Origin of the sequence: Polaromonas sp. (assembly GCF_013817205.1) — a bacterium.
Classification (GTDB): domain Bacteria; phylum Pseudomonadota; class Gammaproteobacteria; order Burkholderiales; family Burkholderiaceae_C; genus Polaromonas.
In genome coordinates this window covers 1-11,811 of record NZ_JACDDD010000007.1, presented here as the reverse complement: position 1 = coordinate 11,811, position 11,811 = coordinate 1, and the positions used below count along the sequence as shown (strand labels likewise).

Sequence of the window (11,811 nt, the reverse complement as noted above, 5' to 3'; positions counted from 1 at the left end):
CCCGACTGCTCCACCCCCTGTTTCTAAGGAAAATTTGCCATGAAACGTCGATCCCTTGTTGCCCTGGCCACTTCTGCTGCGCTGGTGTCCTCCCTGATGCTGCCTGCCGCTGCCCAAGCCCAGGCGAAAACCTTGAAAGTGGTGCCGCACTCCAATATCACCATCCTGGACCCGGTCTGGACCACGGCCTTCGTGACGCGCAACCACGGCTACATGATTTACGACACCCTGTTTGGCACTGACCTGGAAGGCAAAGTCAAGCCGCAGATGGTCGACACCTACTCGGCTTCAAAGGACAACACGGTCTGGACTTTCACCCTGCGCGACGGCCTGGAGTTTCATGACGGCAAACCGGTCACCAGCGAAGATGTGGTGGCTTCGCTCAAGCGCTGGTCCAGCCGTGACAGCTTCGGCGGGGTCATGGCCAAAAGCCTGGCCAGTTACGAAACGGCCAATGCGAAAACCTTTATTCTGAAGTTCAACCAGCCTTTCGGGGTGATGCTCGAAGCCCTGGGCAAACCTTCTTCCAACGTGCCTTTCATCATGCCGGCGCGCATCGCGGCCACACCGGGCAGCGAGCAGATCAAGGAAAACATCGGCTCCGGCCCTTACAAGTTTGTCACGTCGGAATACAAGCCCGGTGAAAAGCTGGTTTATGTCAAGAACGACAAATACAAGCCGCGCAGTGAAGTGCCCAATGGCACCACAGGCGGCAAAAACGTTTACCTGGACCGCGTGGAGTGGATCATCATTCGTGATCCGCAGACCCAGTTCAATGCACTGATCGCCGGCGAGGTGGACATCGTCGAGCAGCCGGCTTTTGAGCAGTACGCCTCGCTCAAGGCGGCCAAGGACGTGCAGATCGTGGACGCCCAACCAGCCGGCCTGCAGTACATCTTCCGCTTCAACCACCTGCATGCGCCGTTTGACAACGTGAAGATCCGCCAGGCGGCCATGGTTGCCATGGGTCAGGAAGCCTTCCTCAAGACCCAGGTGGGGGCGCCCGGCATGTACAAATACTGCAAGAGTATGTTTCCCTGCGGCACGCCCTACGCCAGTGACAACACCGGCATTTACACCGGCATGGCCAATCCTGCCAAAGCCAAACAGATGCTGGCCGAGGCCGGTTACAAGGGCGAACCCATCGTGCTGATGCGGCCTACCGACCTGGCCTCGATTGCCAAGTTGCCGCTGGTTGCCAAGCAGCAGCTCGAAGCGGCTGGCTTCAAGGTCGACATGCAGCAGTCGGACTGGTCCACGCTGCTGGCTCGCCGCGCCAAGAAGGATGCACCAGACAAGGGCGGCTGGAACGCCTTCATGACGGCCTGGACCGCCGGTGACATCCAGAACCCGCTGACCATGGCCATGCTCAATGCCACTGGCGACAAGGGCTGGTTCGGTTGGCAGGATGACAAGGTCATCGAGGACTTGAAAGTCAAGTTTGCCCAAGCCAGCACCGAGGTCGAGAAGAAGAAGCTGGCCGAGCAGTTGCAGTTGCGTGCGATTGAAACCGCGACGCATGTGCATCTGGGCCAATACAACAATCCAGCGGCGCTGCGCAGCAACATCTCCGGCCTCGTGCCCGGCGGTGCGCAGGTGTACTGGAACATCAAAAAGAACTAGTGCCCCCACGCTCCGCACTGACGTGTCGTCGCTGCCCCCCGAGGGGGCGCTGCGCCTGCGGACTGGCAAAGCCAGATCCGCGGCCCCTGCTTAAAAAGAGTGGTCGCCACGTTGCTTGGCGCCGTCGGCCATGCTGAGATTCCTGCTGCAGCGCCTGCTCGCCACCATCCCTGTTTTGCTGGTGGTGGCCGTCGTGGTGTTCCTGATCCTGCGGCTCACGCCGGGGGATCCGGCGGCCGTGATTGCCGGCAACAACTCGACCAACGAAGACATCGAGAAAATCCGGGAGACTCTGGGCCTGAGCAAGCCGCTGCTGGTCCAGTTCTGGATCTGGTTCAGCGGTGTGTTGCAGGGCGACCTTGGGTATTCCTTTTACCTGAACAAGCCCGTGACCGAGCTTATCGCGCAGCGCCTGGAGCCCACGTTGAGCCTTGCGGCCGGCACGCTGGTGCTGGCGGTGTTGGTGGCGGTGCCGCTGGGCACCATCGCGGCCTGGCGTATGGGCGGCTGGCTGGACCGGGTGCTGTCGGGCTTTTCCGTCGCCGGGTTTTCCATTCCGGTCTTTGTCACTGGCTACCTGCTGATTTACGTGTTTGCCGTGCAGCTTGACTGGTTTCCGGTGCAGGGGTACCGGCGCCTGTTCGGCAGCGACGGCGGGGGTGTCTGGACCTGGGCCAGGCAACTGGTGCTGCCCTGGGTTACGCTGGCCATGATTTATGTCGCGCTGATCGCGCGGGTGACGCGCGCCAGCGTGTCCGAGGCCCTCACCGAGGATTACATCCGCACCGCGCGTGCCAAGGGGCTGACCGAATCCGCAGTGTTAATGCGTCATGCCCTGGCCAATGCCGCAGTCCCCATCGTTACCGTGATCGGCATCGGTGTGGCTTTGCTGATCGGCGGTGTGGTGGTGACGGAGACGGTGTACTCAATCCCCGGCCTCGGTTCGCTGACGGTTGATGCAGTGCTGAACCGCGACTTTCCGGTGATCCAGGGCCTAGTGCTGTTTTTCAGCCTGCTGTATGTGGGCGTCAACCTGCTGGTGGACGTGAGTTACCTGTTTCTCGACCCGAGGATTCGTTACTGATGGGCGCTGGTCAGCTTCTCTGGCGAAGGCTCTGGGTCAACAGCGCCTTTCGTTTCGGCGCCAGCGTGATTGGTCTGTTGCTGCTTGTGGCTGCTCTGGCGCCGCTGCTGGGCACGGTGGACCCGGCGGCCATGGATTCGGCGCACATCAACACCGCGTCAGGTGTGCGCGGCGAGTTTGCGCAGCTCGACGGCACAGTGGTCCAACACACGTTCTGGATGGGCGCTGACAACTTCGGCCGCGACATCTACAGCCGCGTGCTTTTCGGCACGCGCACCTCGCTGCTGGTGGCAGCTTTCACCGCCGTGGTGGCCATCGGTGTCGGCGCGCTGCTGGGCATGCTGGCGGGTTACTTCCGCATCGTCGACGCGGTGCTGATGCGTTTCATGGACGGGCTGATGGCCATCCCGGCCATCCTGCTGGCGATAGCGCTGGTGGCGGCGCTGGGCGCACAGCTGTGGACGGTGGTGGTGGCCATCGCGATTCCGGAAATTCCTCGCGTCACACGACTGGTGCGTTCCATGGTGCTGACCTTGCGCGAGGAGCCGTTTGTGGAAGCCGCGCGTGCGCTGGCGACGCCGACGCCGGTGATCCTGTGGCGGCACATCCTGCCCAACGCCATGGCGCCGCTGATTGTTCAGGGAACCTTTGTCGCCGCGTCGGCGGTGCTGACCGAGGCCATCCTGAGTTTCCTGGGGCTGGGTCTGCCTGCCGATATTCCAACCTGGGGCAACATCATGGCCGAGGGCAGGGTGCAGTTCACCCAGTACCCGGGCAACGTGCTGTTTCCGGCGCTGTTCCTGGTGCCCACCGTCCTGGCCATCAACCTGCTGGGCGACGGGTTGCGCGACGTGCTTGATCCCAAATTTTCGAAACGCGGTTCATGAGTACCGAGACCGCGCCCATCCTCGTCATTGACAAGCTGCATGTGGCCCTGCCGCCGGGCAGCGACCGTGCATACGCGGTGGAAGACATCAGCCTGCGCATTCACGCCGGGCAGACCCTGTGTGTAGTCGGCGAGTCCGGCTCCGGAAAGTCGGTCATGGCCACGGCGGTGATGGGGCTGCTGGCGCGCGAGCTCAAGCCCGGTCCGGGCCGCATTGTGCTGCAGGGGGAGTCCCTGCTCGATGCCAGCGTGCAGCGCCTGCGCGCCTTGCGCGGCCAGGCCATGGGCATGGTGTTCCAGGAGCCGATGACGGCGCTGAATCCGGTGATGAGCTGCGGCGACCAGATCGACGAGCTGCTCAGACAGCACACCGACTGGAATGCCAAGCGCCGCAACGAGGCGGTGCTGAACATCCTGCAACGCGTCAAGCTGCCCGAGCCCGAACGCATGATGCGCAGCTACCCGCACCAGCTCTCGGGCGGCCAGCGCCAGCGCATCGTGATTGCGATGGCGGTGATCCTGCAGCCGGCCCTGCTGATTTGCGACGAGCCGACCACGGCGCTTGATGTCACGACACAAAAGGAAATTCTCAAGCTGATCGAGGACCTGCAGGCCGGCCTGTCGGGCGGCCACCGCTGCGCCGTGTTGTTCATCACGCACGACATGGGCGTGGTGGCCGACATTGCCGACGAGGTGCTGGTGATGAACCAGGGGCGGGCCGTCGAGTACGGCACCCGTGACGAGGTGCTGCGCAACCCCAAGGCCGACTACACCAAAATGCTTCTCGGCGCGGTGCCCGGCATGACGCCACCGCCTGCGCGTCCGGCGCCGCTCGGTACACCGCTGCTGCGCGGCCAAGAGGTCAGCAAGACCTATGTCGCGCGCGACTGGCTGGGCCGCCAACGCCTGACCCATGCGCTGCAGGCCGCGTCGGTGGCGGTATCGGCCGGCGAAACCGTGGGTGTGGTGGGTGAGTCCGGGTCCGGCAAATCGACGCTGGCGCGCTGCCTGATCCGCCTGATCGACCCGACCGCCGGCCATGTGTTGTGGCGACCGCCCGGCCAGGACGCGGACAGCGCGCTGATCGATGTCGCCGGATTCAGCGAAGGCAAGCTCCGGCCGCTGCGCAGCCAGGTCCAGGTGGTATTTCAGGACCCCAATCGATCGCTGAACCCGCGCCGCAAGGTCGGTGACTCCATCATCGAGGGTGCTATCAATTTCGGAGCTAGTCACGCAGAAGCGACGGCGCTCGCAGTCCTTTTGATGGACAAGGTCCGGCTACCGGCCGAAGGCCTGCAGCGTTACCCCAGCCAATTCTCGGGTGGCCAGCGCCAGCGCATCGCGATTGCCCGCGCCCTGGCCTGTCGGCCGCGCGTACTGGTTGCGGACGAAGCTGTCAGCGCGCTCGACGTCAGTGTGCAGGCGCAAATCCTCGCCTTGCTGCGCGAGATCCAGGCCGAACTCGGACTGGGCCTGCTTTTCATCACCCATGACCTGCGGGTGGCCGCGCAACTGTGCGACCGGGTCATCGTGATGCACCAGGGAAAAATTGTCGAGCAAGGGCCAACGGCCCAGCTGTACGCCCACCCCCAACACGACTACACGCGCCGGCTGCTGGACGCCGCGCCCGGAGCTACTTTTTGAAAATCCTTGTCGCCGGTTACCAGCACGAAACCAACACCTTTGCGCCCACCAAGGCAGACTGGGCTGCCTTTAATCGCGGTGATGTGTTCCCGGCTTTCATGCAGGGCCAGACCATGCTGCACCAGCTCACCGGCGTCAATCTGCCGGCCGGCGGTTTCATCGCCGCCGCCCAGGCGCGCGGCTGGCAGGTGCTGCCCGGCAGCTGGTGCGGCGCCTCGCCGTCGTCCTATGTGACACAGGAGGCTTTTGAACGCATCTGCACCGAGGTGCTGGCCGATGTCGCACAAGGCGGCTTCGACGCCGTTTACCTAGACCTCCACGGCGCCGGAGTGGCAGAACATGTGGCCGACACCGAGGGTGAACTGATCACCCGCATCCGCACCCTGGTGGGGCCGGACCTGCCGATTGTCGCCAGCCTGGACCTGCACGCGAATGTGACCGAAGCCATGCTGGCGCAGGCAGATGCACTGGTCGCCTACCGCACCTACCCGCACATCGACATGGCCTCCACCGGTGAGCTGGCAGCCGACCTGCTGGCGCGCCGCATGGCGCTTGGCCGCAAAGAGGATGTCCAGTTCCGGCGCCTGCCTTTCCTGATTCCGCTGAACGCCCAAAGCACCTGGATGGCGCCTGCGCAAGGCCTGTACGAAGCGCTTGCAGCCGCCGATAAACAGTTCGATGTGCGCCTTAGTTTTTGCATGGGCTTTCCAGCCTCCGACTTCGACGAGTGCGGTCCCATGGTCTGGGCGCATGGTGAGCGTGCGCCGGACGCGCTGGCACATCTGTATGCGCGGGTCGCCGAGCCCGCGCAATGGACGCTGGATTTCCTGCCGGCGCAGGATGCGGTCGCGCATGTGCTGGCCCGCGCAGCGGGGATGAACAAGCCGCTGGTCATCGCCGACACCCAAGACAACCCGGGCGCCGGCGGCAGCAGCAACACCACCGGCCTGTTGCATGCGCTGCTCGCGCAGGGCGCGGGCCGGCAGTTCCCGGGCCAAGTCGCCCTGGGTCTGCTGTTTGACCCCGCTGCCGCGCAGGCCGCGTGGGCCGTCGGCGTGGGCGCCAGCGTCTCCCTCAGTCTCGGGCAAGCGGTGCCGACCTTCACCGGCCAGCACAGCGATCCGCCGGTGCAGGGCGAGTTCAAGGTGCGCGCTGTGAGCGACGGCCAGGTGACGCTCAGGGGTGCCATGATGACCGGCATGGCCGCCACGCTCGGGCCTTGCGCCTGCCTCGAAATCGACGGCATTCTCGTGGCCGTCGCCAGCGGGCAGATGCAGATGCTGGACCGCGAACTGTTCCGCATGGTCGGCATCACGCCCGAAGCCATGAAAATCATTGTGGTCAAAAGCTCCAACCACTTCCGCGCCGACTTCACGCCGCTGGTGGCCGATGCAACAACCGACATCATTGTGGCCAAGGCTGCAGGGCCGATGGCCGCCGACCCGGCCGACCTGCCGTGGAAGAACCTGCCGGAAGCCATGCGCCGCCGGCCCTGATGTCTGGAGTACCCGATGATGCCCTCCGCTGCCCCTGCTGATCTTGCCGACTGCACCGCCACCGAGTTGCTGCAGCTTTATCAAAGCGGCGAGGCCTCACCGGTGGGCGCCACGCGTGCGGTGCTGGCCCGGATTGATGCGCTGAATCCACAGCTCAAGGCCTTTTGCCTGGTGGCTCAGGAGTCTGCGCTGCAAGCCGCCGCAGCCAGCGAAACCCGCTGGCAACAATTCCGGCGGGGTGGTGCACCCTGCGGCGAACTCGACGGCGTGCCGGTCTCGATCAAGGATCTCATCCTGACGCGCGGCATGCCGACGCTGCGCGGCAGCCACACGGTGGATGTCGATCAGCCCTGGGACGTGGACGCGCCGGTCACGGCCCGGCTGCGTGAAGCCGGCGCGGTGATTGTCGGCAAGACCAGCACGCCGGAGTTCGGCTGCAAGGGCGAAACCAACTCGCCGCGTACCGGCATCACGCGCAATCCCCGGGACCTGTCGAAAACACCGGGGGGATCTTCCGGCGGCGCGGCGGCGGCTGTTGCCTCCGGCATGGGGCCGCTGGCCGTGGGCACCGACGGAGCCGGTTCAGTGCGCATCCCCGCGGCTTTCTGCGGCAACTTTGGCCTCAAACCGAGTTTCGGGCGGGTACCCGCCTACCCGCTGTCGCCTTTTGGCTCGGTGGCGCATCTGGGGCCGCACAGCCGCAGCGTGTTTGATGCCGCGCTGATGATGAATGTGCTCAAAAAGCCCGACGCGCGCGACTGGACCTCGCTGCCGCCGGACAGCAGCGATTACCTGCACGGGCTGGACGGCGGCATACGCGGCCTGCGCATTGCGTGGTCGCCCACGCTGGGTTATGCAAAAAACGTGCATCCGGAGGTGGCCCGTTCTGTGGCGCAGGCCGTGGCTCTTTTGTCGGAACTGGGCGCCCACGTCGAACAGATCGACCCGGGCTTTGACGATCCGCTGGAGATCACCACTGGTCTGTGGTTTGCGGGTGCCTGGACCGTCTGGAACACCCTGAGCCCGGCGCAGCAGGCACTGACCGACCCGGATTTTCGTTCCGAGGCACTGCTGGGCGAGAAGCTCAGCCTGCTCGACATCCAGCGCTTGCATCTGCAACGCGGCGCGCTGGGCTCGCAGATGCGCCTGTTCATGCAGCGCTTCGACCTGCTGGTCACGCCCAGCGTCGCGGTGCCGGCCTTCGAGGCACGGCCCGCCGGCCATTCGCCCATGGACCCTGTCGCCATGCTGGGATGGACACCGTTTTCCTACCCCTTCAACCTGACCCAGCAACCCGCCAGCACCGTGCCTTGTGGGTTAACCAGCGATGGCTTGCCGATCGGCCTGCAGTTTGTCGGTCCCATGTTTGGCGATGCGCTGGTGCTGCGCGCTTCACGCGCCTATGAGGCCGTGCGCGGCGGCAGTGTGGATTTCAGCCGGCCGTTCACGTCACTGCGGTGACGGCTCCCGCCGACACGCACACATAAGTGTTCATAATCCTGTCACATGACATTTCTAGCACTTGACGTGGGCAACACCCGCCTGAAGTGGGCCCAGTACGAGGCCCCGGTTGCGGGATCGCGGGTGCTGGCCCATGGCGCTGTGTTTCTCGAAAACATCGACAAACTCGCCGACGATGAGTGGAACGGGCTGCCCGCCCCCTTGCACATCCTTGGCTGCATCGTCGCCGGCGACGCGGTCAAGCGCCGCGTGATTGAACAGATGGAACTCTGGGACGTCGCGCCGCGCTGGGTGATTCCGAGTGCCCAGGAAGCCGGCGTGACCAATGGCTATGACCATCCCGCACGCCTGGGCGCCGACCGCTGGGTCGCGATGATAGGCGCGCGGCAGCGGCTGCTGGCCCGCGGGATCCAGAAGCCCTGCGTGGTCGTGATGGTGGGCACGGCAGTGACCGTCGAAGTCATCGACGCCTCGGGCAAGTTCCTCGGCGGCATCATCCTGCCGGGCCACGGCATCATGCTGCGCGCGCTCGAGTCCGGCACGGCCGGCCTGCATGTGCCGACCGGCGACGTGAAGGACTTCCCGACCAACACCAGCGACGCCCTGACCAGTGGCGGCACCTTTGCCATTGCCGGCGCGGTGCAGCGCATGGTCGAAAACACCACCCGCCATTGCGGTGAGGCGCCGGAATGCATCATGACCGGTGGTGCGGGGTGGAAGATGGCCCCCAGCATGTCCATTGAAGTGGAACTGGTGGAAGGGCTTATTTTTGATGGTTTGCTGGAGATTGCTTCACGGCGGTTTCCGGTCGAGGTCTGAGCCTCGAGGCAGGTCGAATTTTTTTGCAAGCCCGTGCTGTGTGAGTGCTTCGAACAAGCCGGGTCTCGCCCCGGCAGGCGAGTTACCTTTCTTTGTCTCGCCAAAGAAACCTAACGGAAAGAAAGGCGACCCGATGGTCTGGGTCCCTCCGCTTCGCTACGGGCAACCTCCGGTGCTCGCCAAAAGTGGGGCCGGGCTCGAACTCGCTACGCTCAGACAATCGCCCGTCCTGATCCACTTTCGGCTCCGCTCCTCGGCCCAGCCCGACGGGTGGGGGCGACACTAATGCGGGGGCAAAAGTCCGGAGCAGAAGAAGCGCGCAGCGCTTCTTCTGCGGGAATCCCAACGAACAGTCATGTTTGCAAGCGAGCGCAGCGCACGCGGCCAAATGAGGCGGGGGGTTGGGAGTGGGGAGTTAAAACTACTGCCCGCCGCAAGCCGGTGCCACAGCGCGATGCCTGCAGACTCTACGAGTTGCTATGAATTCAATAGCTCCTTACGCCCGTCAGTCGTGGGCTAGAGCACGAAAAAGCTTACAAGACCAGCTCACTCCCCCCAAGGCAGCATCAAGGTCACGATGGATAGTTTGGCAAATTCGGGAATGAACTCGTCGATGATGCGCTGGGGCTCGGGGCAGAGCGTGCTGTCGGTGATTACGCCGAACTGCACGCCGCCGCCGTAGCTCAGGATGGACACGCCCAGGCCGACGTCGCCTGACTGCGGCACCCAGAACATGCTTTGCTCCAGCGTGGCGCCGCAGAACTTCAGTTTTTCGCGCGGGCCCGGCACGTTGGTCATTACGGCCGTGGTTTTTTTCGAGAACAGGTTCAGCATCGCGTCCTGCGCCGGCTTGATCAGCAGGCCGGCGATCGCCAGCAGGCTGAAGGCCAGCAGCGGCTGGTAGCTGCCCTTGAGCGCGGCCATGCGCCTGCGCACTTCGTAAACGCGCTCTACGGGATTGTCCACGCCGATGGGTAGCACCAGCGGCACCAGGCCGAAGCGGTTGCCCAGCTTGTAGGCCTGCTCCATGGGCCGCAGGTTGACCGGCACCATGGCGCGGATTTCCTGGCCTTTGACATCGTCGCCGTGCGACTTGAGGTATTCGCCGATGGCGCCAGCCACGCAACTGAGCAGCACGTCGTTGATCGAGCAGTTCAGCGCCTTGCCGATGGCCTTGACTTCCTCCAGCGGAATCGGCTGACACCAGGCGACTTTTTTGGTCGTTCCCGGTTTACCCTTGAGCCGGGTTTTCGAGTCGTCAGGCATCAGCGCCAGCGCGGCGCCGTCTTTGAGCACCTGCAAGACGACCTTGGCCATGTCCATCGAGCCCGCCATGCCTTTTTGCGGATCGCTCAGCAGGTGCAGCGAACGCACCGCGCCGTCACCGGCCGCGCCCAGCGCCTTGACGGTCAGGTCGGTAAAGGGCTTGAGCAGGGTGTCGGCAATCCAGTCCTCGGCGCCGCCGGTTTCCTTTTTGCGTCGCTCGGGCGGCGCGGCGCCGCCATCGACCAGCGACATGGTCACCGAGATCAGTGCGATGCCATCGGCAATGCAGTGGTGGATGCGCACAATCATGGCGCTGCCCTTGACGCCGTCGGGGCTGGTGTAGTCCTCGACCAGGTGGATTTGCCACAGCGGGCGTGTGCGGTCCAGCGGCTGCATGGCGAGCTCGGCCACGCGGTCCTGCAGTACCTCCTGTTCCTGCCCTTTGGCGCTTTTGGGCAGCTTTTCCGCAATGACGTGGTTCTTCACGTCGAAATAGCGGTCCTCGACCCAGGTGGCGCCTGCGGTGTCTTCCATCACGCGCTGGCGGAAGCGCCCGTACTTGAGCAGGCTGGTCTCCATGCGCTCACAGACCGCCGCATGGCTGACACCCGGCGTGAGCTGCCAGACGCCGACAATCATCATCAGGTTGGACGGGGTGTCCATGCGCAGCCAGGCGGTGTCCACCTTGCTCATGCGTTCGCCCGACAGGCCCAGGGTGCCGGAGACCGCGCGCGTCACGTTTTTCTGTACATTCTTCGCGACTTTTTTGCCCGCTGCCTGGGCCGAAACGCGTGTGACCATGAAAACTCCAGATAAAAATCAAAGGCGATGAGCCCGTTTTTCGCAGGGCCGCCCCAAGAAAAATGCGCCCCCTCGGGGGGCAGCGCAGTACACGCAGTGACAAGCGTGGGGGCAAGGGTCTATTCTGATAGCAACGGTGTGGCTAAGATACCGGGCAGTTACCCCAATTTCTGGGGCCTTCGCAACCTACGGAGCATCTTCATGTCAGACCTCAAAGCCGCTTTCGATAAAGCCATGGCCGATTCCAAGAACCTCAGCGAGCGCCCCGACAACGCTACCCTGCTACAGATTTACGCGCTGTACAAACAGGGCAGCGTGGGCGACAACACGGAGAAAAAGCCAGGCTTCAGCGAGATGGTCGCGCGCGCCAAATGGGACGCCTGGAGCAAGCTCAAGGGCACGTCGCAGGAAGACGCGATGCAGCAGTATGTGGATTTGATTGAGTCGTTGGGCTGAGTTGCCAAACTATCGGTCAGTTTTGCGCTTGTGGGGGAGTCCACTTATGAACGTTAGACCGCACCAGCCATTCTTTCACCACTGCATGGTGGGGCGTCCACGCTACCCAAGCTGATCTGGCCCAACTCCGAACCATATCCGCATGTTCCGCTGCCCCTTGCGCCAGCACAACATGAATCGCCCCGGGAATTGAGGAGGCTCCAACCTTTGAGAAGATGGAGCCATGAAGAAATCAAACAAGTTTTCCCCCGAAGTACGCGAACGCGCGGTCCGTA

9 protein-coding genes are annotated in these 11,811 nt (G+C 63.8%); 8 read left to right on the top strand and 1 reads right to left on the bottom strand.

Annotation, left to right across the window (positions count from 1 at the left end; translation table 11 throughout):
* The first annotated feature begins 39 nt into the window (after nucleotides 1-39).
* The 7 genes from H0W47_RS02855 to H0W47_RS02825 all read left to right on the top strand — a co-directional run bounded on the left by H0W47_RS02855 (nucleotide 40) and on the right by H0W47_RS02825 (nucleotide 9,013).
* Complete coding sequence (locus H0W47_RS02855) at nucleotides 40-1,623, top strand: ABC transporter substrate-binding protein (RefSeq protein ID WP_296920431.1); 1,584 nt, start codon at nucleotides 40-42, stop codon at nucleotides 1,621-1,623.
* 130 nt (nucleotides 1,624-1,753) lie between these two features.
* Complete coding sequence (locus H0W47_RS02850; RefSeq protein ID WP_296920428.1) at nucleotides 1,754-2,707, top strand: ABC transporter permease; 954 nt, start codon at nucleotides 1,754-1,756, stop codon at nucleotides 2,705-2,707.
* Entirely contained in the window at nucleotides 2,707-3,594 is an 888-nt protein-coding gene (locus H0W47_RS02845) for an ABC transporter permease (RefSeq protein ID WP_296920425.1), read from the top strand. The genes H0W47_RS02850 and H0W47_RS02845 overlap by 1 nt, the downstream gene beginning before the upstream one ends.
* Nucleotides 3,591-5,237: an ABC transporter ATP-binding protein gene (locus H0W47_RS02840; protein ID WP_296920422.1), complete on the top strand. Its 1,647-nt coding sequence runs from the start codon at nucleotides 3,591-3,593 to the stop codon at nucleotides 5,235-5,237. Before H0W47_RS02845 ends, H0W47_RS02840 begins: the two co-directional genes overlap by 4 nt.
* Nucleotides 5,234-6,733 (top strand): M81 family metallopeptidase, encoded by a 1,500-nt coding sequence (locus H0W47_RS02835; protein WP_296920419.1) that lies wholly within the window; start codon nucleotides 5,234-5,236, stop codon nucleotides 6,731-6,733. Before H0W47_RS02840 ends, H0W47_RS02835 begins: the two co-directional genes overlap by 4 nt.
* A gap of 15 nt (nucleotides 6,734-6,748) precedes the next feature.
* Nucleotides 6,749-8,194 (top strand): amidase, encoded by a 1,446-nt coding sequence (locus tag H0W47_RS02830; RefSeq protein ID WP_296920415.1) that lies wholly within the window; start codon nucleotides 6,749-6,751, stop codon nucleotides 8,192-8,194.
* Between the two features lie 45 nt (nucleotides 8,195-8,239).
* Nucleotides 8,240-9,013 (top strand): type III pantothenate kinase, encoded by a 774-nt coding sequence (locus tag H0W47_RS02825; protein WP_296920412.1) that lies wholly within the window; start codon nucleotides 8,240-8,242, stop codon nucleotides 9,011-9,013.
* A gap of 546 nt (nucleotides 9,014-9,559) precedes the next feature.
* Here H0W47_RS02825 and H0W47_RS02820 read toward each other — a convergent pair.
* Nucleotides 9,560-11,080 (bottom strand): wax ester/triacylglycerol synthase family O-acyltransferase, encoded by a 1,521-nt coding sequence (locus H0W47_RS02820; protein WP_296920409.1) that lies wholly within the window; start codon nucleotides 11,078-11,080, stop codon nucleotides 9,560-9,562.
* A gap of 201 nt (nucleotides 11,081-11,281) precedes the next feature.
* On the opposite strand from H0W47_RS02820, the gene H0W47_RS02815 reads away from it, so the two are divergent.
* On the top strand, nucleotides 11,282-11,536 hold the full coding sequence (locus tag H0W47_RS02815) for an acyl-CoA-binding protein (RefSeq protein ID WP_296920407.1): 255 nt from the start codon (nucleotides 11,282-11,284) through the stop codon (nucleotides 11,534-11,536).
* The last annotated feature ends 275 nt before the right edge of the window (nucleotides 11,537-11,811 follow it).